The 21848-nt window shown below is 60.3% G+C and carries 22 protein-coding genes; 15 read left to right on the top strand and 7 right to left on the bottom strand.

All coding sequences use genetic code 11. The features are described from left to right. The first annotated feature begins 3 nt into the window (after window positions 1–3). Window positions 4–690: a tRNA (guanosine(37)-N1)-methyltransferase TrmD gene (gene trmD, locus AC061P_RS09525; protein WP_449647082.1), complete on the top strand. Its 687-nt coding sequence runs from the start codon at window positions 4–6 to the stop codon at window positions 688–690. Between the two features lie 43 nt (window positions 691–733). Here trmD and map read toward each other — a convergent pair whose 3' ends face one another. Together map and AC061P_RS09515 are read right to left on the bottom strand one after the other, a co-directional pair. Further along, window positions 734–1501 (bottom strand): type I methionyl aminopeptidase, encoded by a 768-nt coding sequence (map, locus tag AC061P_RS09520; protein ID WP_480391065.1) that lies wholly within the window; start codon window positions 1499–1501, stop codon window positions 734–736. Further along, complete coding sequence (locus AC061P_RS09515; RefSeq protein WP_449647080.1) at window positions 1498–2124, bottom strand: TetR/AcrR family transcriptional regulator; 627 nt, start codon at window positions 2122–2124, stop codon at window positions 1498–1500. The genes map and AC061P_RS09515 overlap by 4 nt, the downstream gene beginning before the upstream one ends. A 71-nt stretch (window positions 2125–2195) precedes the next feature. On the opposite strand from AC061P_RS09515, the gene AC061P_RS09510 reads away from it, so the two are divergent. The 5 genes from AC061P_RS09510 to AC061P_RS09490 all read left to right on the top strand — a co-directional run bounded on the left by AC061P_RS09510 (window position 2196) and on the right by AC061P_RS09490 (window position 4965). After that, a complete protein-coding gene (locus tag AC061P_RS09510; RefSeq protein ID WP_449647079.1) occupies window positions 2196–2681 on the top strand; it encodes an MFS transporter in 486 nt (161 codons plus the stop codon). A 130-nt stretch (window positions 2682–2811) separates the two neighbouring features. Next, complete coding sequence (gene rplS, locus AC061P_RS09505) at window positions 2812–3159, top strand: 50S ribosomal protein L19 (protein ID WP_449625862.1); 348 nt, start codon at window positions 2812–2814, stop codon at window positions 3157–3159. A 65-nt stretch (window positions 3160–3224) separates the two neighbouring features. After that, a complete protein-coding gene (gene lepB / locus AC061P_RS09500) occupies window positions 3225–3980 on the top strand; it encodes a signal peptidase I (RefSeq protein ID WP_449647078.1) in 756 nt (251 codons plus the stop codon). A gap of 3 nt (window positions 3981–3983) precedes the next feature. Continuing rightward, window positions 3984–4619 carry a ribonuclease HII gene (locus AC061P_RS09495; RefSeq protein WP_480391064.1) on the top strand — a complete coding sequence of 212 codons (636 nt, stop codon included), beginning with the start codon at window positions 3984–3986 and terminating at the stop codon, window positions 4617–4619. A gap of 22 nt (window positions 4620–4641) precedes the next feature. Further along, window positions 4642–4965, top strand: coding sequence for a DUF2469 domain-containing protein (locus tag AC061P_RS09490; RefSeq protein ID WP_009772690.1), 324 nt, complete (start codon window positions 4642–4644; stop codon window positions 4963–4965). Window positions 4966–4976: 11 nt separating this feature from the next. Here AC061P_RS09490 and AC061P_RS09485 read toward each other — a convergent pair whose 3' ends face one another. Then, a complete protein-coding gene (locus AC061P_RS09485) occupies window positions 4977–7880 on the bottom strand; it encodes an FAD-binding and (Fe-S)-binding domain-containing protein (RefSeq protein ID WP_480391063.1) in 2904 nt (967 codons plus the stop codon). Between the two features lie 28 nt (window positions 7881–7908). On the opposite strand from AC061P_RS09485, the gene AC061P_RS09480 reads away from it, so the two are divergent. Next, complete coding sequence (locus AC061P_RS09480) at window positions 7909–8529, top strand: LysE/ArgO family amino acid transporter (protein WP_480391062.1); 621 nt, start codon at window positions 7909–7911, stop codon at window positions 8527–8529. 21 nt (window positions 8530–8550) lie between these two features. On the opposite strand, the gene AC061P_RS09475 is transcribed toward AC061P_RS09480, so the two are convergent. Next, window positions 8551–9075: a GNAT family N-acetyltransferase gene (locus AC061P_RS09475; RefSeq protein ID WP_449647074.1), complete on the bottom strand. Its 525-nt coding sequence runs from the start codon at window positions 9073–9075 to the stop codon at window positions 8551–8553. A 151-nt stretch (window positions 9076–9226) separates the two neighbouring features. Here AC061P_RS09475 and AC061P_RS09470 point away from each other — a divergent pair, with 151 nt between their 5' ends. From AC061P_RS09470 to AC061P_RS09445, 6 genes are all read left to right on the top strand, one after another. Beyond that, window positions 9227–9583 (top strand): YraN family protein, encoded by a 357-nt coding sequence (locus AC061P_RS09470; protein WP_480391061.1) that lies wholly within the window; start codon window positions 9227–9229, stop codon window positions 9581–9583. Window positions 9584–9593: 10 nt separating this feature from the next. Further along, window positions 9594–11129 carry a YifB family Mg chelatase-like AAA ATPase gene (locus tag AC061P_RS09465; protein WP_480391060.1) on the top strand — a complete coding sequence of 512 codons (1536 nt, stop codon included), beginning with the start codon at window positions 9594–9596 and terminating at the stop codon, window positions 11127–11129. Further along, window positions 11126–12442 (top strand): DNA-processing protein DprA, encoded by a 1317-nt coding sequence (gene dprA, locus AC061P_RS09460; RefSeq protein WP_480391059.1) that lies wholly within the window; start codon window positions 11126–11128, stop codon window positions 12440–12442. The genes AC061P_RS09465 and dprA overlap by 4 nt, the downstream gene beginning before the upstream one ends. 355 nt (window positions 12443–12797) lie before the next feature. Further along, window positions 12798–14318 carry a sodium/proline symporter PutP gene (putP, locus tag AC061P_RS09455; protein ID WP_449647070.1) on the top strand — a complete coding sequence of 507 codons (1521 nt, stop codon included), beginning with the start codon at window positions 12798–12800 and terminating at the stop codon, window positions 14316–14318. Between the two features lie 186 nt (window positions 14319–14504). Beyond that, on the top strand, window positions 14505–15434 hold the full coding sequence (locus tag AC061P_RS09450; RefSeq protein WP_449647069.1) for a phosphodiesterase: 930 nt from the start codon (window positions 14505–14507) through the stop codon (window positions 15432–15434). Window positions 15435–15487: 53 nt separating this feature from the next. After that, the gene (locus AC061P_RS09445; RefSeq protein WP_449647068.1) at window positions 15488–16357 is read left to right on the top strand and encodes an NADPH-dependent oxidoreductase; all 870 of its coding nucleotides are present in this window, start codon (window positions 15488–15490) and stop codon (window positions 16355–16357) included. Here AC061P_RS09445 and AC061P_RS09440 read toward each other — a convergent pair. Beyond that, window positions 16354–17160, bottom strand: a complete 807-nt coding sequence (locus tag AC061P_RS09440; RefSeq protein ID WP_449647067.1) for an SDR family NAD(P)-dependent oxidoreductase — start codon at window positions 17158–17160, stop codon at window positions 16354–16356. The genes AC061P_RS09445 and AC061P_RS09440 overlap by 4 nt on opposite strands. A 56-nt stretch (window positions 17161–17216) precedes the next feature. On the opposite strand from AC061P_RS09440, the gene AC061P_RS09435 reads away from it, so the two are divergent. Then, window positions 17217–18125 carry a tyrosine recombinase XerC gene (locus AC061P_RS09435; protein ID WP_449647066.1) on the top strand — a complete coding sequence of 303 codons (909 nt, stop codon included), beginning with the start codon at window positions 17217–17219 and terminating at the stop codon, window positions 18123–18125. A gap of 27 nt (window positions 18126–18152) precedes the next feature. Here the strand turns inward: AC061P_RS09435 and AC061P_RS09430 are convergent, their stop codons facing one another. After that, complete coding sequence (locus AC061P_RS09430; RefSeq protein ID WP_480391058.1) at window positions 18153–18773, bottom strand: MarR family winged helix-turn-helix transcriptional regulator; 621 nt, start codon at window positions 18771–18773, stop codon at window positions 18153–18155. Window positions 18774–18848: 75 nt separating this feature from the next. Here AC061P_RS09430 and AC061P_RS09425 point away from each other — a divergent pair, with 75 nt between their 5' ends. Beyond that, on the top strand, window positions 18849–21047 hold the full coding sequence (locus AC061P_RS09425) for an MMPL family transporter (protein WP_480391057.1): 2199 nt from the start codon (window positions 18849–18851) through the stop codon (window positions 21045–21047). Window positions 21048–21076: 29 nt separating this feature from the next. On the opposite strand, the gene AC061P_RS09420 is transcribed toward AC061P_RS09425, so the two are convergent. Further along, on the bottom strand, window positions 21077–21619 hold the full coding sequence (locus AC061P_RS09420) for a M23 family metallopeptidase (protein ID WP_480391056.1): 543 nt from the start codon (window positions 21617–21619) through the stop codon (window positions 21077–21079). Window positions 21620–21848 lie beyond the last annotated feature (229 nt).

The following is a 21848-nucleotide window of genomic DNA, read 5'->3' as shown; positions in this document are numbered from 1 at the left end:
TGCGTGCGCATCGACATCGTGACGATCTTCCCCGACTTCTTCGGGGTGCTCGACATCTCTCTGCTTGGCAAAGCGCGCGAGCGTGGAATCATCGAACTCGGCGTTCACGACCTGCGCGACTTTACCTACGATCGTCATCGCACCGTCGACGACACCCCTTATGGCGGTGGCGCAGGCATGGTGATGCGCCCAGAACCGTGGGGCGAAGCTCTGGATGCCGTTCTTACGCCAGAAACAGTAGTGATCGTTCCGACTCCTGCCGGAGTGCCTTTCACGCAGGCTGCCGCCCGTGAGCTCGCGCTGGAGAAGCATCTCGTCTTTACGTGTGGGCGCTATGAGGGAATCGATCAGCGAGTGATCGACTACGCGGCATCCACCGTTCGAGTTCGTGAAATCAGCCTCGGCGATTACGTGCTCAATGGCGGCGAAGTTGCGACGATGGCGATGATTGAGGCCATCGGTCGACTCGTGCCCGGCGTAATTGGCAATCCTGAAAGTTTGACTGAAGAGAGCCACGAGCAGGGGCTACTTGAATACCCCAGCTACACGAAGCCGTCAACGTGGCGCGAGCGATCAGTGCCCGCTGTTTTACTCAGCGGTAACCACAAAGCAATTGCCGACTGGCGTCTTGAGCAGCAACGGGAACGCACTCGACGAGTGCGCCCCGATCTGCTTCCCGACGACCAGTAGCTTTCAGCGCCAGCGAACTTCGGGGCCGGCAGTTCTTCTGCGGCTAATTGCGCGCCGTAAGGACCAATGGTCCCTCTGGGGTGATGGCGACGGTGTGCTCGAAGTGAGCGGCTCGGGAGCCATCAATGCTGCGCAGCGTCCAGCCGTCATCATCGGTGTAGATCTCGTCTGTGCCGATCATGAGCCAGGGCTCGATCGCGAAAACGAGGCCCGGCTTCAACGGCATTCCGCGACGCGCTTTGCCATCGTTAGGGATGTGGGGGTCGCCGTGCATTTCGCGACCAACCCCGTGTCCACCAAAATCGAGGTTCACTTCGTAGCCAGCGCCGTAGGCGACGTCACCGATCGCGGCCGAGATGCCGCCGATGCGGTTGCCAACAACGGCAGCGGCAATGCCGGCGTCGAGGGCGCGAGAGGTGGCATCCATCAGTTTGAGATCTTCGTCGCGGGGCGTTCCCACGGCAAAGGTGATTGCAGAGTCAGCGACCCAACCGTCGACGGCGACGGCAAAGTCGAGACTCAGTAGGTCACCATCTTTGAGGGTGTAGTCGTGGGGGAGTCCATGCAGCGCAGCATCGTTTACCGAGGTGCAAATTACTTTGCCGAACGGCGATGCTCCAAACGACGGGTGGTAGTCGATGTAGCAACTTTCGGCGCCGCGCTCACGGATCATGCTGTGTGCGAGGGCATCGATCTGCAGCAAATTGACACCAACCTTTGATGCCGCTTGGGTCGCTGTGAGCACGCTGGCGACGAATTCTCCCGCAGCTTTCATCTCATTGATTTCGGCTGGCGTTCTCAACTCGATCATTCGGTGGTTGCCTCTTTCATGTGCGGTGCCAAGAGTTGCGCAATGAACTCTCGAAGTTTGTCGATAAACGGCTCTTCACCGCGCGGGTCATACAAGAATGCACGCTCGAGCAGTGAATCCGCTATTTGTACGGTGACTTCGATGTCGAAAGTGAGTTCGTCAGACCTCGGAACCCCATAGGTGGTGACAAGAAGTTCGGTCAAGATCTCGGCAAGAGCAGTGTTGTTGCTCTTGCGATCGACGTTGAATCTGCGGTCAATGATGTTCCCGAAGGAGAGAATGCGAAACCCAGGTTCGGTGCGACTGAGTTCGATATACACGTCGATCGCAACATTGAGCGCGTCGAGCGCATTGGTTGCTCTCTTATTGAGCGTGGCCGAGAGTCCGGCGCGGTATTTGTCGAAGTTGCGGGTCGCTAGACCGCGCAGAAGCGATTGGATGTTGGGAAAGTAGCGATAGATAACGCCAACTGAGGAGTGTGCCCGTTTGGCAACATCGCTCGTGGTGATCGCATCGATCCCCACTTCATCTAGCAACACTGCTGCAGCATCGAGTAGCACGGTCAGTCGTTCGGCGCTTCGTTGCTGCACTGGTTCGGTGCGTACGATGGCGGGTTTTGGCACGGGGGGCCACCACGGTCTTTCGGATCGAGATTTTCAGCATTCCTAATCAGTTCGAAGATACCCTGAGAAGCATGATGATCAGGCGTGCGTTCTATTACTGGCAATTCATCGCTGTGATCGTATTGCCGCTGTGGGTGTTGATCGGCCGCGGAGTCTTCGGGTCGAGCGTTGGTTGGGACTTTGTCCTCTTCCTTCTGCTGTGCCCGATATTGGCTTTCGCGCAGCTTGCTGTCGCCGGTCTAACCACCGCACGCAAGAGCGTTCGATCTCAGCGGACCGTCTCGTGGATTGATGCTGGAGTACTCGCCGCCTGGCATGCCGTGATCATCGCCTACGGATTTGTGGATGCTCCACTGCTGGCAGCGCTCATCGTTATTGTTGCCGTTGCTGGCTTCTGGATCGCTCTCTGGCAGCTGGTCACGGAGACTCGCAATCGCTTTACAACACTTGTTGAGGGCTTTGAGCGCGATGCGCAGCGCCCCGCGAATTCGGGGGAGCGCCTCGATAACGGCAACGTGATCATCCTCGACGCCGATGAGAATCGCACTTCTGACTAAATCTGTGGCAGAATTGCTGATTGTGCTCGCGCACGACTCTGCCATGAGGGCGTCGTAACCGCTTGAAGCACAATCTTTCTTTTCTAACTATGTGTGTTCGACTCATGGCGGGCGCAGAGAGCGATTAATAATGCATATCCTCGACGACGTCGACAAGGCGTCCCTCAAAGACAACATTCCTGATTTCCGTGCCGGCGATAACGTCAAGGTTCACGTAAACATCATCGAAGGTACGCGCTCGCGTATCCAGGTGTTCCAAGGTGTTGTAATCGGTCGTTCAGGCCACGGCGTTCGCGAGACCTTCACGGTTCGCAAGGTCAGCTTCCAGGTCGGCGTAGAGCGTACCTTCCCGGTTCACTCCCCAGTCATCGACCACATTGAAGTTGTTTCGCGTGGACTCGTTCGTCGCGCCAAGCTGTACTACTTGCGCGAGCTTCGCGGCAAGAAGGCAAAGATCAAAGAGAAGCGCGACAACTAACACTCTCGCAATTCACAAACCAATGGCTCCCAGCGGCATATGCTTGCTGGGAGCTTTGGGGTTAAATGACAAACGAAACTGCTGAAAACACGATGCCGAGTGGCCGTGGTGACCGTCGCGATGCTGCCAAAAAGGGCGGCGGGTGGAAACTTTTCCTGCGCGATCTGCTGATCATCTTCGTTGCAGCAATTCTGATCTCTTTCCTCATCAAGACGTATTTGGTGCGTTCCTTCTACATTCCGTCATCGTCGATGGAGAACACGCTCCAGATCGATGACCGAATTTTGGTCAATCAGCTCGAGCCGAGATTTTTCCCCATCTCTCACGGAGATGTCGTGGTGTTCACCGATCCGGGTGGCTGGCTTCCCGCGATCTCGAGCCAACCCGAGAACTGGTTTGTCGGTGCCGTCGATGGCGTTCTCGCGTTTGTCGGACTCAGCGCGCCGGACAGCAGCAATCACCTCATCAAGCGGGTAATCGGTTTGCCCGGCGACACCATCGAATGCTGCAACGAATTCGGGCAACTCATCGTCAACGGCATCCCTCTGGAAGAGCCATACATTGTGCTTCCCGATGCCGTCACCAAGGCAACACCGGATGATTTCTCCGTGACGGTTCCCGAAGACTCCATCTGGGTCATGGGAGACAACCGCTACAACTCTGCAGACTCTGCCGCCCACCGCGACGACCCCACCGGCGGTTTCGTCAAAGTTGGCTCAGTCGTCGGGCGCGCATTTCTCATCAGCTGGCCAACCGAGCGCTGGAGTGTTCTCGACAACTACCCCACCACTTTTCAGCGGGTAACCCCGAGCTCAGAGTAGTCAGTGGCTGTAGCAGACCCGCATAGCGAGATTGAGCTCGAACTCTTTGCGACCGGTGCGCGTGCCGTAATCGGCTGCGATGAAGTCGGCAGGGGAGCGATCGCTGGCCCAGTCGGCGTCGGGATGACCGCAATCATGCCCACGCAGGGCGCATGGCCAGTAGGCCTCCGTGATTCCAAAATGTTGAGCCAAAAACGCCGCGAACTTCTCGAACCACTCACGCTCGAATGGGCACCGCTCTCCGCTGTCGGCTATGCGGAGGCCACCGAAGTTGACTCCATCGGAATCACTGCCGCCCTCGGGCTGGCAGGCAAACGTGCCCTCATCCAACTTCATGAAGCTGGGCTCGACATCATGTCCAGTGTGGTGCTACTCGACGGCAGCACCGACTGGCTCAGTGGCGCCCTGAGCGTTGCGCCGCGAGTGCACACCAGGGTAAAAGCTGACCGGGATTGTGTTTCAGTAGCTGCGGCATCCGTTGTGGCAAAAGTACAACGTGACCGGATCATGATTGCGGCAGACGAGGAGTACCCCGGCTATCACTGGCCCAGCAACAAAGGGTACGGTTCAGCAGCCCACTTTGAGGGGATTCGCAGCCTCGGCGCCACCGAACTTCATCGACACACATGGTTGCGCTAGCGCGGCCTACAATGAAGACAGCATGGATGAAGACGAGTTTGAAGACTACGACCGCGAGGTCGAGCTAGCGCTGTACCGCGAATACCGCGATGTGGTGAGCCAGTTCCGTTTTGTGATCGAAACGGAGCGACGCTTCTACCTCGCCAACGAGGTCGATTTGGTGCGCCGCGACACGGAACACGACTTCTATTTCGAGTTGTCGATGACGGATGTCTGGGTGTGGGATGTTTACCGTTCCGACCGCTTCGTGAAGAGTGTGCGCGTCCTTACCTTCAAAGACGTGAACATTGAGGAACTCAGCGCTAAAGATCTCGAACTTCCCAAGGAACTCGCGCTCGACGAATAGAGGACTGTTTCCTAGAGCTCGGGCAAGGCTGCGGCGAGAACCTCGGCGAGGTGCTTGCCCTCGGTGTTCGCGAGCTGTGATGCCTGAGTCCGGCACGAGAAGCCGTCCGCGATCAGAGTGCTGCCGGTTTCCGCGTTTCTGAGGGTGGGCAGGATGCCATTCTCGGCCACCGCGACAGAAACGTCATAGTGACCTTTCTCCATGCCGAAGTTTCCGGCGAGACCACAGCATCCGCTGATCTCTGTAATTGTTGCCCCGGCGTTCCTGAGTAACGTGCGATCGGCATCGAAGCCCATCACGGCGTGCTGGTGGCAGTGCGGCTGGACGACAAAAGTTTCGCCGCTGAGGCTCGGCAATTGCCAGTTGGGCGGACCCATCGGCGCCGGTGCTATCAGCAGCTCGGCGAGAGTGAAAGTCGAGCGAGCGACCGCTGCTGCTGGTGCGCTGTCGGGCAGCAACTCTGTGAGGTCTGACCGCAGGACCGCCGTGCACGACGGTTCGATACCAATGATCGGGATGCCGCGGTCGACATAGCGCGAAAACTCGTCGACCAGCGCGGTCAGTCGCTTTCGCGCACCATCCAACTGCCCGGTAGTGATCCACGTGAGGCCACAACAGACATCGCGCTGGGGGAGCAGCACTTCGTACCCGGCAGCATCGAGCACGCGGATAGTGGCTCGCGCGATGTCTGGCGAAAAGTTGTCGGTGAAAGAGTCGGCCCAGAGGAGTACTTGAGGGCGCTGGGGCGAGGGAGCGGAGTTGCGTATCGGGTCCTGGCCGGGTGAGTGGCGGCTGGTGGAAGGACGGCTGTTGGGGGCTCGTAGGGCGCGAGCCTCGGAGCTTGAGCGGAACGCGCGGGGAGCGAATGCGGGCAGCGGGCGCCGAGCGTCCACTCCGCCAACCCAGCGAGTGAGGTGCGCAACGGCGGGCACCCTGAGCATGGCGTTAACGAGGGGCGCCATCGGAGCCAGGAGCCGTGCCCAGCGAGGGAGTTGCCCGAGGAAGTAGTGGCTGCGGGGGCGCAGCTTTCCGTCGAAACGGCGGTGCAGCACTTCGGCTTTGAGAGTAGCCATGTCGACGCCAGCAGGGCAGTCGCTTGCGCAAGCCTTGCACGAGAGGCACAGGTCGAGGGCATCGTGCACCTCTGGCGAATTGACACCTCCCGCCACGAGTGTGCCGTTGGCCATTTCTTGCAGAACTCGGGCGCGACCACGAGTGGAATCTTTCTCGTCACCGGTCGCCAAATACGACGGGCACATCACACCGTGACTCGCTGAATTGTCGGCGCGACACTTGCCGACCCCAACGCAACGGTGGGCTGCCATCGTGAAGTCGCCGTCATCGTCGCTGAAAGCGAAACCATTCACCGCAACAATCGGCAACGCTGCCGGGCGGCGCAGATCGGCATCGACGGGCACTGGATCAACAACGATGCCCGGATTCATCACATTGTTCGGGTCGAAGAGTCGCTTGAACTGCCCGAACAGATCAATAGCTGCCGACGAATACATGTGGGGCAACAGTTCGCTACGTGCCCGACCGTCGCCGTGCTCGCCAGACAGCGAGCCGCCATGGGATGCCACCAGTTTGGCGGCATCATCCACAAAGGCTCGCAGAACTGCGCCATCCGTCGCGAGAGGAATATCAAGCCGAACATGAACGCAACCGTCCCCGAAATGGCCGTACGGCATCCCCTCTATTGCGTACTCGGCCAGCAGGGCGTCAAAGTCGCGCAGGTAGGCGCCGAGGCGCTCGGGAGGAACCGCAGCATCTTCGAAGCCAGGCCACGCTTGTTTGCCGGATGACGTGCGCCCGGCCAGGCCCGCACCGTCTTCCCTGATGCGCCACAGTTGTTTCGCGGCTACCGCATCGGTGATGACTCGAGCTTCGATTGCCGCAGAGTCGGCGGCTAGTAGCCGAGCGCGTTGCACGGTCTCGGCGCGGTCGACTCCGGTTACCTCGACGAGGAGCCACCCCGCGCCCTCGGGGAGGGCGGCGACAGCGCGTGCGCCTCGCTGGCGGCTGACCGCATCCACAATGCGGGCGTCGAGGCCCTCGATCGCGCTCGGGTGGTGCGGGAGCAGGGCCGGCACGGCGTCGGCTGCGGTCGCCATGTCGGGGTAGCCAAGCGCGACGAGAAGCGGATGTTGCGGTGCGGCGACCAGATCGACGGTCGCCTCGAGAACCGTCACGAGGCTGCCTTCGGTGCCAACGAGACTGCGGGCCAGATTATGGCCATTTTCGGGCAGGAGGTGCTCGAGGCTGTAGCCCGAAACCTGACGGCCGAAGCGCCCGAGTTCGGTGCGCAGCGTCGCGAGGTTGCCGCTGACGAGAGGTGCGAGGCCGGCAATCGTCGCGAGGTCGTTGGCGGCAATGAATCGTCGCCCCAAGCCGTCGACGACATCGAGACTCTGCACGTTGTCAGCTGTCTTGCCGAACTGCAGGGAGTGGGCTCCGCAGGCGTTGTTGCCGATCATGCCTCCCACGGTGCAGCGGGACCAGGTAGAAGGATCGGGACCGAAGCGCAGTCCGTGCGGCTGCGCGGCGGTTTGGAGAGTTGCCAAGACGGTGCCAGGCTGCACGCGTGCGGTTCGAGCATCCGGATCAATCTCGATCACGCGGTGAAGATGGCGCGCGAAATCGAGAACGATTCCTGTGCCGATGGCATTGCCAGCGATGGAGGTGCCGCCGCCACGGGACGTGATGGGCGTGCTGCTTTCACGGCTCACTGCCAACGCTTCCAGCACATCGTCGGTGTCGCGCGGGAACACGACCACTTGCGGCACGACCCGATAGTTGGAGGCATCGCTCGAGTACTCAGCGCGGCGACGCGTGCTGTCGTCGACCTCGCCGCCAATAACGGAACGCAGGGCGTGAACGACTTCGCTGCGATCGTGCAGAGAAGTGTCTGGCATCTTCCTATTGTGCCTCTAGAGTCAATTCATGCCCCTGATTGCCACCATCGTGCTTGCCGGCTTCGGGTTCGGACTTTCGCTGATCATCGCGATCGGTGCGCAGAATGCCTTCGTTCTGCGGCAAGGTCTACGCCGCGAACACGTCACCGCTGTGGTGTTGGTGTGCACGCTCTCCGACATCGTCCTGATCGTAGCTGGCATTGCCGGGCTTGGTGCCCTGATCCAGCAGGCGGGTTGGCTCTTGGTTGTCGCCCGCGTCGGCGGTGCACTCTTCTTGCTGGTCTACGCGTTCTTATCGGTGCGACGGGCGACGCGACCTCAAGCCCTCACGGCAACGGCAGCAGGAACGGGGATGACGCTCGCCGCCGCCCTCTCGACAGTGCTCGCGCTCACCTGGCTCAACCCGCACGTGTACATCGACACCGTTTTGCTCCTGGGTTCTATTGGCGGAACGTATGGTGACGACCGCTGGTGGTTTGCACTCGGAGCGTGCCTAGGTAGTGTCGTCTGGTTTGCAGCCATTGGTTACGGCAGCCGGTATCTGCGCCCACTATTCGCTAAGCCGATGGCGTGGCGGGTGCTCGACATTGTGATCGCCGTGATCATGGTCGTACTGGCGGCGAGTCTTGTGGCAGGGCTCTTCGAATAGTTGAGAGCGTTCGACCTTGGCTCAGCGCAGTGTCGATAGCTCAAACATCCATTCATTGACTCGGATCGGGTGGCCCTTCGGATATTCGAAGTCGGCTTCCCCCACGAGGTTGAAGCCCGTGCGTTGGCAGAGGGCGTTGGATGCCGTGTTGTCGGTGCGAGGGAACGCAAACACCTGATCTCGGTCGCCATTGTCTGCCGCGTACCGGAGGCATTCGGAGAGCGCACGAGCGGCAATTCCGCGGCCCTGATGGGCGGTGTGCACGCTCCACCCGGTTTCGTAGACGTCGTTGCCTCGCCAGCTCTTCTTCCAGTATCCCACCGAGCCCACGGGGCTGTTTGCGGAGGCCGATCGGATGCGAAACATGCGCGCTTCGCCCGTCTCCCACAGGTGCAAAAACTTGGCGTGCCTAGTGACAATCTGTTTATCGCTTTCAGGCCCGCCAAGAAACAGTGTCATTTCGGGGGTGTTGCTGCGTTCAAGCACGGGAAGATCGTCAACCTGCCACTGCTCAAGCCATACTCGCCCGTCGTCACTGCGCGTCATACGGGCACGATACCGCGAGTAGTCGGTTCTCAAAAGAGCGGGTTGAGATGGTGTTTCGGTCTACTCCTCACCACCGCCGCGTTGGATCCTTGTCTGCGCCAACATGCGGGCGGTAATGAAGGGTGGTGCTCGCAAACCGCACTCTTGAGGCATGGCAGCAAAAGACATATTGGGTGCGCGGGGCGAAGACCTCGCGGTCGACCATCTGATCAGCGCAGGGCTCGAAATTCTCGACCGCAATTGGCGGTGTTCGCAGGGCGAGCTAGACATTGTGGCGCGAGACCGCGATGAGATTGTCTTTGTCGAGGTGAAGACGCGCTCAAGCGTGCTGTTTGGGCATCCCTTCGAATCGATCACGGCAACGAAGGTTGCTCGATTGCGCCGACTGGCGGCCGCCTGGTGTGAGGCTCACGATGGTTCAATTTCGGCAATCCGTATTGACGCAGTCGCTGTGATCGCGCCGACTCAGGGTTCCGTAGAGATCGAACACTTGAAGCGTGTTTCGTGAGTGCTCTCTGATGGCGATCGGCAGAACCTACGCTGTTTCACTTCTCGGCCTCGAGGGCGCAATCGTCGAGATTGAGGCCGACCTCTCCAACAATCTTCCCGGTTTCGTACTGATTGGCCTGCCCGATACCGCTCTGGGCGAAGCGAAAGACCGCGTGCGGGCCGCAGCGACCAACTCCGGGTGTGGGTTGCCAAACCGCAAAATCACCGTAAACCTGTCGCCTGCCGCTCTCCCCAAACACGGCTCGGGCTTCGATCTCGGAATAGCGCTCGCGGCGCTCGCAGCCTCCGGCACAATCTCGGCTGAATCTATTGATCGAGTGTTGCACATTGGTGAGCTCGGGCTCGACGGCCGCCTTCGCCCCGTCAACGGTGTGCTGCCCGCCGTGCTCGCAGCATCCCGTGCGGGGTTCAGTACCGTGATGGTGCCAAGCGGCAACGCTGATGAAGCGTCGCTCGTTCCCGACATACGGGTCGTTGCGGTTCCCTCATTGCGGGATGCCGCGATTTGGCACGGAGGAGAGTTTGAACCCGAGCCAGTCGAGGTCATTACGCGGCCGGTTGCCACGACGGCGCCAACAGACAGTGGCGACCTCAGCGACATGATCGGCGGCAGTGATGCGATTGATGCAATGCTCGTCGCTGCAGCAGGTGGCCACCACGTGTTCCTGCTCGGACCTCCCGGCGCAGGCAAAACCATGCTCGCCGCTCGACTTCCCGGGCTCCTTCCCGACCTTGATCCTCAGGCTGCGCTCGAAGTTTCATCGATCCGCTCACTCGCCGGACTCCCCGTCGGCAGCAGCCTCACGACCCGACCACCGCTCGAAGCGCCACACCACACGGCGACGGCCGCGGCGCTCGTAGGAGGCGGCAGCTCGCAGATTCGTCCGGGTGCTGCCGCCCGTGCCTCCGACGGAGTGCTCTTTCTTGACGAAGCACCGGAGTTCGCGCCAGCAGCCTTGGACGCGCTTCGGCAACCGCTCGAATCGGGCGTCATTAGCATCCATCGGGCAAATGCTGTCGCTCACTTCCCGGGACGATTTCAACTCGTAATGGCCGCCAACCCCTGCCCCTGTGGTCAATGGGGCGCCCGAGACAGCGAATGCACGTGTCCGCCCAATAGCCGTCGTCGCTACCTGGCGAGACTCTCAGGCCCACTACTCGACCGCATCGACATTCAGTTTCGAGTCGAAAGAATCACGAGCGCCCAATTGCGACTTGCAGGGGAGCGACCAACGCTCTCCACGACGGATGCTCGAGCGAGAGTCACCGCGGCCCGCAAGCGCACCCGTGCTCGCCTCGCGGCAACGCCCTGGCGGCTCAACTCCCACGTGCCGGGATCGTATCTTCGCGGTCGCGAATTGCGGCTCGCCCCCAAGGTCACGGCAGGCCTTGATCGCGCCCTCGAACGCGGCGGAATCACCATGCGCGGGTACGACCGCGTACTTCGCGTTGCCTGGTCACTCGCTGATCTCGCCGACGACGCACGACCCGACGAAACCCACGTCGGTCAAGCACTGTATTTACGAAAGGCAATGTCACAGTGAGCATGTTTGGACTCAAAGAATCAGAAATCGCCACCCTCGTCAGAGCGGTCAGCGTTGACAGCGGTGAGGGCCTCGATCGGGCCGCGATCGAAAACCGATTCGCGCGAGCGACCTGGAGCGGTCTCGCCGAGCCCGGTGACCGCCTCGCGGGCCGTGCTCTGCAACAACTCGGCCCGGCACGCGCGCTCTCTGCCGTTGTTGAGCACTGGGACGCTGAACGGTTCGCCATCGAGCTGGAGGCAGACGGCGACCCTGTATCTGGAGATGACATGCGTCAGGCGATCGACCGCTGGATGCCGCGGCTCAAGTCAGACACAGCACTCATCGCACTGCGTCAAGCCGCCCGATTTGGCGCTCGACTGCTCACGCCAGACGACACACTGTGGCCCGGCCGCCTCAATGACCTCGACTGGCATGCGCCATCCGCGTTGTGGGTGCGCGGCACCGACACGGCGCTCGCCGGAATTGTCGACGGCATCGCCCTCGTCGGAGCCAGAGCCGCTACCGGTTATGGCGAGCACATCACGATGGAAGCATCCGCCGGGCTCGTCGATCGTGGCTACACGATTGTTTCGGGCGCCGCCTACGGAATTGATGGAATGGCGCACCGTGCAGCGCTTGCCAGCCAAGGCCTCACCGTCGCATTTCTCGCCGGGGGAGTAGACCGCTTCTACCCGAGCGGCCACGACAGCCTCCTTACCCGCATTGTCGAAAACGGTGCCGTGATCTCCGAACTCCCGTGCGGGTCTCCACCAACCAAATGGAGATTCTTGCAGCGCAACAGACTAATCGCTGCGGCGAGTCTTGCGACCATAGTGCTCGAAGCGGGCTGGCGTTCTGGCTCCCTCAACACCGCCGGGCACGCTGCGGCCCTTGGCCGACCGCTCGGTGCGGTACCCGGCCCGGTCACAAGCGCGGCCTCCGCCGGGTGTCACCGCCTCATCCGCGACTACGACGCCGTGTGCGTCACCAACCCCGACCAAATGGCCGAACTCGCCCCGCTCGCTGAGAAAGCGACTAAGACTCCCGGCGCAAACGCAGGCGCAGATTCGAGAGCCCTTTCTTCGAACTCTGACCCTGTGGCGTCGCCGGAAAACTCGGATTCCGAGAGCCAACAGAGCAGCGAAGCGACCCGCCTGTTCGACGCCCTCAGCGCTCGCAGCGCGCGCACCACCGATGACATTGCCGCGCGCAGTGGACTCGCCCTCACGACAGTGCGTGCACAACTCGGACTCCTCGAACTAGACGGACGCGTTACAGAAACGGAGCGCGGCTGGAAGAGCGTGCCGAAAGGTGCAGCTCAGCACGACTGAAGCTCCGTTTCGCAAATCGCGCAAGGCCTGAACTCGACGATTATGCGCTAAAGCCCGAAGCGCGAGAGGTCGCGTGCAAATGAAGTCGACGACGAAATGCGGTGCGATAGACGCATCGCCAGCAAAAACATCGACACATTTTACCCACCGGCAACACCCTGAAATGCTGACAATGTGCTGCGCGCCTCGCAATAAAGCTGCGGCACTAGAAGAAATATGCGGCATTCCTGCCCAAACGGGCGTACTGTTTAGTAAAACTAATGCTTCGAGCGGGTCCATCGAGATTGTTACTAATTCTTATGTCTGTCAAAGTAGACAGGCTTAGCCCACGGACGTGCAGAAGAAAGGCGACAAAGTGAACGATCAGTTCTTCCAAATTATCGCAATGGTCATTTATCTGGCCGCAATGCTCGGCATCGGTTGGTGGGCCTACAAGCGCACAACCAACCTAGATGACTACATGCTCGCAGGCCGCAAGCTCAGCCCCGGAGTAGCAGCGCTCAGTGCAGGAGCATCCGACATGTCGGGTTGGCTCCTCCTCGGCCTCCCCGGAGCCTTCTACCTTGGCGGCCTCTTCCAAGGCTGGATCGCCATTGGCCTCACCATTGGTGCATGGCTCAACTGGAAGTTTGTCGCACCGCGACTGCGTGCATACACCGAGGTCTCCAAGAACTCGATCACACTGCCGAGCTTCTTCGAGAACCGTCTCCGCGACAAGTCGCGCGTACTGCGCATTACTGCCGGAATCATCATCCTCGTCTTCTTCACCTTCTACGTATCCTCCGGAATGGTCGCCGGTGGCGTTTTCTTCCAGAGTGCATTCGGCTCCGAATACTGGATCGGAATGCTCGTTGTCGGTGGAGTAACCGTTCTCTACACCCTCTTCGGTGGATTCATCGGCGCAACCTACACCGACGTCGTGCAGGGCATCATGATCTTCCTCGCCCTCATCGCAGTGCCCATCGTCGGCATCTCGCAGACCGGTGGCGTTGCGAACACGATCGAATCGATCCGCGCAGCGAACACCGAAATCGACATGTTCAGCCTCTTCACCGGCGGAACAGTGCTCGCCGCAATCTCCGCAGCAGCGTGGGGCCTTGGCTACTTCGGCCAGCCTCACATCCTCGTGCGCTTCATGGCCCTTCGCTCACCAGGGGATGCCGTAGCCGGTCGCCGCATCGGAATCAGCTGGATGATCATCTCCGTACTCGGAGCCATGGCATCCGCCCTCATCGGTGTTGCGTACTTCCAGCAGCACCCCGAGCTTTCGCTCGAGAACCCTGAGCGCGTGTTCCTCGAACTCGCACAGATCTTCTTCCACCCGCTGATCGCTGGCCTCGTTCTCGCAGCAGTACTCGCCGCCGTCATGAGCACGATTTCCTCGCAGCTCATCGTTTCGTCGTCGGCACTCGTCGAAGACCTCTTCAAGATCGTTGCGAAGAAGGAAGCAACTCCTAAGGCTCAGGTAATCCTCGGTCGTATGGGTGTTCTTATCGTTTCCGTCATCGCGATCATCCTCGCGTGGGACCCCAACTCGTCGATCCTCAGCCTCGTCGCATACGCCTGGGCCGGCTTCGGTGCCGCATTCGGACCGATCGTGATCCTGTCGCTGTTCTGGCGCAAGCTGACCAGCATGGGTGCGATCGCCGGAATGATCGCCGGTGCTGTCACCGTCGTTATCTGGGGCAACGTGCCCGCACTCACCGGTGCGATGTACGAAATCGTTCCCGGATTCGCGATCAACGTTGTCGTTGCCATTGTGGTGAGCCTGCTCACCTTCAAGAACAGCGACGGAATCACCGAAGAGTTCGATACCGCAGTCGAAAGCGTGCGCACCGGAACAGTTCAGCTTCCGGTAGTCACCAAGAACGACTAACTTCGCCGAATTCGTTCCTGTCGATTTAGACAGGGAAGGTAAGGATGCCCACCCCACACCTCTGGGGTGGGCATCCTTCGTTAACGACACTGCGCAACCGTCAACGACACTGTGCAACGAGGTAGCCTTCGGGGCAAGTTCCGCGCCATCCTGTCGAATGACACTCGACACACCTAGGCTGTTTATGTGATCCAACTCGGCCAGTACCCCGCCCCCAGCCATGTCATCGCCCACGTCAGCGATACTCACCTTCTTGCGGGCGGCAGGCCGCTCTACGGCGCCGTCAATACGATCGATCACCTTGAGCAAGCCCTCGCCCAGCTCGAACGATCAACCGCCAACCCGCAAGCGATCGTCTTCACCGGTGACCTCGCCGATCTCGGAGAACCCGACGCGTATGTTCGCTTGCGTGCAATCGTTGAGCCGGCAGCCACACGCATGAACGCCGAAATCATTTGGGTGATGGGCAACCACGACGAACGAGACCAGTACTCCAAACTGCTTTTTGATGACGAATCGGATGCCCCACAAGACCGTGTCTACATGGTCGACGGGCTGCGAATCATTTCCTTCGATACCACGGTGCCCGGATATCACCACGGTGATATCAGTGATGAACAGTTGGAATGGCTGCGCAACGAACTAGCGACCCCGGCACCGCACGGCACACTTCTCGCGGTGCACCATCCACCCATCCCGACCCCCATGCTTGAAGCGATGGGAATGCTCGAACTCCAGCGCCAAGAACGCCTCGCTGAAGTGCTTCAGGGCAGTGATGTGCGGGCGATCCTTGCCGGGCACTTGCACTACTCAACTCACTCAACGTTCGCTGGAATTCCCGTTTCTGTTGCGTCAGCAACCTGTTACACCCTCGACCTCAGTGCCGAGGATCGTCTGTTGTCTGGCGTTGACTATGGTCAAGCCGTCAATGTGGTTCACGTGTATGAGAAGCAGACCGTGCACTCGATCATCCCGGTCGGGGATACCGCAGAAATCACCGGTCATTCGGCCGAGGCTTGGGCCCAGATCGAGGCGATGACACCAGAGCAGCGGAGGGAAACCTTCTCGGCCAAGAACTCAACATTCAATTCGGCTGAAGTAGCCGCGTCAGATTAGCGCTCGACAGGGGGTTGCATTAGGCATGCAGCCGAGCGTGAAAGCATTGAGGTATGGCTCAGGGCGAAAACATCACACCACCACACACCCGAATTGAACTCGAAGAGAAGCTGATTTCAGCCGAATTCATCACCGACACCATTCGGGTGCTCACCGGGCACGAGTCGATTCGCAGCTTCGATCCCAGTCCCATCGCAACTGAAGTGTTGGATGCGATACTGCTCTCCGCGCGCAGCGCCCCCACATCCTCTAACCTGCAGGCCTACAGCGTCGTCGTGGTCGAAGATGAGCAACGTCGAGCTCGCTTGGCTCATTTGGTGGGGGACCAAAGTTACGTGGCAACAGCACCGGTGATGCTCATTTTTTGTGCTGACGTTTCTCGGCTGCACTACCTTGCCGAACGACAGGGCCACACTTTCGCCGCCAACAACCTGGAGATGTTCCTCACGGCATCGATCGATGCCAGCCTTGCCTTGCAAAACGCTCTCGTTGCAGCAGAATCACTCGGGCTTGGGGCTGTGCCCATCGGCTCCGTGCGCAACGAACCCAGCTTGATCGCCGCCGAGCTCGCGCTACCGAGAGGCGTCTTCGCCGTTGCGGGACTCACGATCGGCTACCCGAATCCCGGAGTGCGCCGAGGTGCCAAACCGCGGCTTCCCAGCGAAACCGTTGTGCACCGCGAACAGTACTCGACTGAAGACCTCGAGCAGCAGGTCAGTGACTACGACGCTGTCATGATCGCGAACGGACTCTATGCCGGTCGCCAGGTGGCCAGCGATCCCCAGATTCCGGATGCCGAATACGGTTGGGCCGAACATACGGCACGCCGCACGAGCAAACCAGAAACTCTCGCTGGACCATCAGCGGCACTTCGAGACCACCTCAAAGACGAAGTTGAGGCGCGCGGGTTCTCAATTCGTTAGCTGGTCGCCTTGTGTGATGCGCGGCTCGCTCGAGCTACAAATACCAAGATGAGCGGCTGGGCGACCTTCATCGCAGCCCAAGTCAGCTTGTAACGCACGCTCGGGATGGAGACGGCGCGACCGCGGGCGGCACTGCGAAGGGCAGAGCGAGCCACGAATTCAGCGTCGAGCCACATCCATTTCGGCGCCATGGATGAGCGTTCAATGCCGAGCCGTGAGTGGAACTCCGTGCGCACGAATCCTGGTGCAAGTGCCGTGAAGGTGACCCCACGACCGCGGTAGTGCGCGTTCGCCCAGCGACTGAAACTCAGTGGCCACGCTTTCGCAGCGGCATAAAGCCCCAGTGGCGCTTCACCGGCAAGGCTCGCCACGGTCAGAATGGTGCCAGAACGACGGGCGAGCATCCCGCCAAGAACCGCATGGCTGAGGCGCAGCGGGACCGTTGCCAGCAATTCAAGCATCCGCTCTTCGTCATCGATGGAATTCTGATCAAATTCTTGGGGAAGCCCGTACCCGGCATTGTTCACGAGGTACATAATGGGATTCTTGGCCGATTTCAGTCGGCTTTCGACTGTGTCGCGCTCGGCCGCGATCGTGAGATCTGCAGAGATCACTTCGACGGCAATGTTGGCTTTCTCGCGAAGTTCGATCGCCATGCGGTCGAGGCGGGCAGTGTCGCGGGCAACGAGCACAAGGTCATAACCGGAACGAGCTAGCTGGTGCGAGAGCTCGGCTCCAATGCCTGAAGTCGCTCCGGTGACGAGTGCCGTGCCCAGTGTGGAGTGTGAAGATCGTGTGGCCATCCCGAAACGCTATCGCGGCGAACCCGAATGCCGCGTGCATGTTGCACGATAGAGGCGTGAACCTTCACCGCCTCGTGGATACGTTTGCCGCCTATCTTGCGGCCGATCGGGGATTCAGTGTGCACACGGTGAGGTCATACCGCTCTGATCTCACCAATCTGGTCGAATTCGCTACTGAGCGCGCGGCCAACGAACCAGATGATCTTGACCTTGAACTGTTACGCGACTGGTTGTGGCATGCATCTCAGGCGGGGCTCGCTAAGTCGACTCTTGCTCGTCGGGCTGCTGCCGCGCGAGGGTTCAGCGCTTGGTTAAAAAGAACTCATCAGGCGTCGACGGATGCCGCGGCACGGCTCAAAGCGCCGAAAGCTGAGCGCCACCTTCCTCGGGTGCTTAATCGCGACCAAATGTCTGACATGCTGCAGAGCGTTTCGGAGCGCGCATCTTCGGCAGATCCGGTCGCGTTGCGGGATCAGGCGATTGTCGAGCTTTTGTACGCCTCGGCTTTGCGGGTGAGCGAACTTACAGGCCTCTGTCTGAACGATGTCGATGATTCGCGGTTGACGGTGCGGGTCCTCGGCAAGGGGTCGAAAGAGCGCGTTGTTCCCTTTGGAATTCCGGCGCAGCGCGCTATTTCTGCGTACTTAAAGATTGGTCGTCCGCAACTTACTGAGGAGGCCGGGGGAGCGGCCGCGCTCTTTGTCGGTGCGCGAGGAAAGCGACTGACAACTCGAACCGTGTACGACGTGATTGCGCACTTGCTGGCTGACGTTCCGGGTTCTGGTGGTTCTGGTCCCCACACCCTGCGCCACACTGCGGCAACTCATCTGCTGGATGGTGGTGCCGATTTGCGTGCTGTGCAGGAGATGCTTGGCCATGCGAGTCTCGGCACCACACAGTTATATACGCATGTGTCTACGGAACGATTGCGCGAGAGCTATCGCACCGCGCATCCTCGGGCGTAGCGCAGCCGATCCTGCGTTCTTCGTCTTTCACTCGTGAGGCTGTTGCTCGTTGCCGTTGTTATTGAGTGAGGGCGGCAAGACCGAAATGCCGTCGGCGTGAGTTTCTGGTTTCCACGAACTTTGTCGCGGGCCGGGGACCTCAGCCAGTGGTCGCGGAACGGCGGGTTTCGGGGCCGGGACGTCGCCGGGCTCTGGCAGTCGCGCGCGATAGATCGTGACCACACTGTCGAGGTAGCGCTCGATGACCTGCTTTTCGGCGTCATCAAAATCGTCGAGTACGCGATCGATGCCCATGATCATTGGCATCAGGGTCGCCATTGCTGTTTCAACTGAGCGAGGGTTCGGCACAACGACAACGCTGCGGCGGTCAGTCGGATGTTGCTGTCTGGTGACATGCCCGACGCCGATGAGGCGGTCAATCACTCCGGTGACTGCTGCGGTTGAAATGTTGAGTCGACGCGACAGTTCGGTTGGGGGAAGCGGGCCGTGCATGATCAGGTGTTCCATCGCTTCGAGATCGGTGGAGTTGACGGAAAGCGTGCGCCCGACATGCTGCTCGAACTCATCGCTGGAATCGAGAATGTCGCGCAGCAGCTGAGTGGGCCGCCGCGCTGCTGGGCGCTCCATTGCTGCTTGAGGAGGTTGCATGTCCACTACTTTACCGGTAGGTTCCTAAGTTGTCTAATAACTAAGCAACCGAAACATATTTTCAGGAGGAGCGCGATGTATCGCCTCAGGACCTTCATCACCTCACGACGCACCTCCTGGATCGTTTTGGTCGGAGCACTCGTCGCCGCCGGCGCCATTTTCGCCGCCGGAACCGGCAACGAAGAAGGCACACTTCCGGGAGCTGGGCTTCCAGAATCGGCCGAATCCGCACAGGCCGCCGCGGCCGCTGAAGCGCTGCCAGGCGCAGACTCTACCGTCGCGCTGTTGGTCTTCAGCCGCGACGGAGAGACTCTCACCGACGCTGACACGCAGGCCGTCGCATCCGCCGCCGGATCGCTCAGCGACTACTCGGCTGAGGGCTTCGTTCCGCCGCCCACATTTTCTGATGATGGAACCACCGCGCTGGTAACAGTCCCCTTGGACAAGCTCTCTGAAGCGGGGGAGCAGGCTGAACGCGCTGACGAGATTCGCGCAACAGCGAACGCTGATCTGCCCAGCGGCCTCACTGCGCTCCTCAGCGGCCCAGAAGGTTTCGCGGTTGACATCGCGGCCGTCTTTGAAGGCGCCGACTTTACGCTGCTGCTCACAACAGTGATCGTGGTTGCTGTTCTTCTCTTGATCACGTACCGAAGCCCGTGGTTGTGGCTTGTTCCACTCGTCGTCGTCGGAACCGCTGACGGCCTCGCCGGAATAGTAGCCGCCAGAGTCGCGGCACTCGCGGGCATCCAACTGGACGCGTCAGTCACCGGCATTCTCTCGGTACTCGTCTTCGGTGCCGGCACCAACTATGCACTGCTGCTAATCGCTCGTTACCGCGACGAATTGCGGCTCGTTGAGGATCGCCGTGAAGCAATGTCCCGTGCGCTGCGCGGCGCTGGCCCCGCCATCATCGCCAGCGGAAGCACGGTCGTTCTCGCCCTCCTCACGCTTGTCTTCGCGGAGCTACAGGGCAACCGTGCGCTCGGAATCGCGTGTGCGACGGGCGTTGTGATCGCGATGATCTTCGCTCTCGTAGTGCTTCCGGCCGCACTGGTCCTCTTCGGTCGTGGCTTGTTCTGGCCGTACATCCCCAGATTCGGATCCGAGGGCAGCGCTGAGCGCGGTGTCTGGCACAAGCTCGGCGTTCTGGTCTCCAAGAAGCCCGTTGCCGTCGCGATTCTTGGTGCGGTTGTTCTTGGTGCACTCTCGCTTGGTGTTCCCCAGATCAAGATTGGGCTCTCGCAGACCGAGAGTTTCACCCAGGTTCCTGAAGCAGTTCAGGGGCAAAATATCATCGCGGATGCTTTCCCGGCAGGAAGCGGTTCGCCAGCATCCGTCATTGTGAACTCTGATTATGCTGAGGAAGTTGCTCAGGCAGCCGAGGGCGTCAACGGCGTCGATTCGGTGCGCATCGGCGAAAGCACCGACACCATTACCCAGCTCACTGTGGTGTTGGATGACGCCGCCGAGACCGAAGAATCCTTCGCCGCTATTGAGGCCCTTCGCTCGGAGCTGTCGACTATCGAGGGCGCCAACGCGCTCGTTGGCGGTCTGGATGCTCAAGCTCTTGATGTCGAACGCGCTCAACAGTCAGATCAGGATCTAGTAATCCCGCTCATCTTGGGCCTCGTGTTCATTGTGCTTGTGCTCCTGCTGCGGTCGCTGCTCGCGCCTATCCTGTTGTTGCTGACGGTTGTGGCGTCGTTCTTTGCCAGCTTGGGAGCCAGTTGGTTGCTTTTTGAGTCGGTATTCGGCTTCCCTGCGATCGACACGAACGTGGTCTTGTTCGCGTTCCTCTTCCTCGTGGCACTCGGTGTTGACTACAACATCTTCCTGGTGACTCGAGCTCGGGAAGAAGCGGTCGAGCACGGTACGCGAGCGGGAATGATCCGCGCACTGTCGTCTACCGGCGGCGTCATCACAAGCGCCGGTATTTTGCTTGCCGCCGTGTTTGCGGTACTGGGCGTTCTGCCACTCATCACCCTCACCCAAATCGGAATTATTGTCTGCATCGGTGTGCTGCTTGACACGCTTCTCGTTCGCACGGTTATTGTGCCGTCGCTCGCGTTTATTGCTGGTGAGAAGTTCTGGTGGCCGGGTCGCGTGATCTCGATCGGCGCCGAGGTTCGCACGCCGCAGCATGCCGCATCTCCACGTGCTGCTGCACAGCGCGCAGCTTCGAGCGGCGCAGAGGCGCCCCGCGCGGAGACCCTGCCGGAGGGCGAACTGCCATCGGACGAACCACACACTGCCAAGCACAGCGTTAGCCGTTAGCCGTTAGCCGTTAGCGCGGTGCTGGGTGATCAGGGACCGCGCGTCGGCAACAAGATGGCTCGAGGTGTGCCGCTCAGATAGTTGAGCGGCGAGACATATTCGCCATCCAGTCGGACTCCGAAGTGCAGGCAGGGCCTAAGGCAGTGGCCCTCCTGCACTTCGCCAATTATTTCACCTTGAGAAACAAGATCTCCGCGGGTCAGAGCTGTGGTTACCGGTTCATAGCTGGTGATCAGCCCTCCCGGATGCCGAATCGACAGCACGGGACGATCGACCACGATGCCAGCGAAGTGCACGATCCCCGCTGTGGGCGCTCGAAGTTCGACGTCAAAGCTCGCACCAACATCGATGCCACGGTGGCCGGCAGAGTATGGAGTTTCGGGCGAAATGTATGGCCGAACGATGGGATGAGGTTCGGAAATCGGCCAACTCCACGGTGTCGAGGCTGATCCATTCGCAATGTCATCTAGTGGGACGGCGTCAGGCTCACCTCCCCAGGCGACCCCTGCAGAAGTGGTGCTCCCCGAAAGCACGAGTGTCGCAAGAAGGAGAACGGTGGAGGCTCGAAGCATCCCCTCACTCTCGAAGAAAACCCGGTCGTGTGGCCCCAAAAACGCAGAGCCGGGGAAAGTCGCTACCGGTGATGAAGTTGTGGGGGAGCGATGGTATGATTTTTGCAGCACCGCGTGTATTCGCGGTGACTACGCGTGCCCCGCTGCGGTAAAACTACTGCAGCACACGGCCGCTATCTCCACTCAGTCCCCACTCGCACACCGTTGCGGCTGGGGCGGGGGTATGCCC

This window comes from Rhodoglobus sp. G.S.4, from assembly GCF_056619605.1.
The sequence above is the reverse complement of the archived record's forward strand: the minus strand, read 5'-3'. Positions and strand labels throughout refer to the sequence as shown.

Excerpts from the sequence above, each read along its gene's own strand:
- AC061P_RS09485 (WP_480391063.1), bottom strand. The coding sequence starts at position 7,880 with ATGCCAGACACTTCTCTGCACGATCGCAGCGAAGTCGTTCACGCCCTG.
- lepB (WP_449647078.1), top strand. The coding sequence starts at position 3,225 with ATGACAAACGAAACTGCTGAAAACACGATGCCGAGTGGCCGTGGTGAC.
- AC061P_RS09465 (WP_480391060.1), top strand. The coding sequence starts at position 9,594 with ATGGCGATCGGCAGAACCTACGCTGTTTCACTTCTCGGCCTCGAGGGC.
- rplS (WP_449625862.1), top strand. The coding sequence starts at position 2,812 with ATGCATATCCTCGACGACGTCGACAAGGCGTCCCTCAAAGACAACATT.
- AC061P_RS09420 (WP_480391056.1), bottom strand. The coding sequence starts at position 21,619 with ATGCTTCGAGCCTCCACCGTTCTCCTTCTTGCGACACTCGTGCTTTCG.
- map (WP_480391065.1), bottom strand. The coding sequence starts at position 1,501 with ATGATCGAGTTGAGAACGCCAGCCGAAATCAATGAGATGAAAGCTGCG.
- AC061P_RS09480 (WP_480391062.1), top strand. The coding sequence starts at position 7,909 with ATGCCCCTGATTGCCACCATCGTGCTTGCCGGCTTCGGGTTCGGACTT.
- AC061P_RS09440 (WP_449647067.1), bottom strand. The coding sequence starts at position 17,160 with ATGGCCACACGATCTTCACACTCCACACTGGGCACGGCACTCGTCACC.
- AC061P_RS09425 (WP_480391057.1), top strand. The coding sequence starts at position 18,849 with ATGTATCGCCTCAGGACCTTCATCACCTCACGACGCACCTCCTGGATC.
- AC061P_RS09475 (WP_449647074.1), bottom strand. The coding sequence starts at position 9,075 with ATGACGCGCAGTGACGACGGGCGAGTATGGCTTGAGCAGTGGCAGGTT.
- AC061P_RS09510 (WP_449647079.1), top strand. The coding sequence starts at position 2,196 with ATGATGATCAGGCGTGCGTTCTATTACTGGCAATTCATCGCTGTGATC.
- AC061P_RS09445 (WP_449647068.1), top strand. The coding sequence starts at position 15,488 with ATGGCTCAGGGCGAAAACATCACACCACCACACACCCGAATTGAACTC.
- AC061P_RS09470 (WP_480391061.1), top strand. The coding sequence starts at position 9,227 with ATGGCAGCAAAAGACATATTGGGTGCGCGGGGCGAAGACCTCGCGGTC.
- AC061P_RS09490 (WP_009772690.1), top strand. The coding sequence starts at position 4,642 with ATGGATGAAGACGAGTTTGAAGACTACGACCGCGAGGTCGAGCTAGCG.
- AC061P_RS09430 (WP_480391058.1), bottom strand. The coding sequence starts at position 18,773 with ATGCAACCTCCTCAAGCAGCAATGGAGCGCCCAGCAGCGCGGCGGCCC.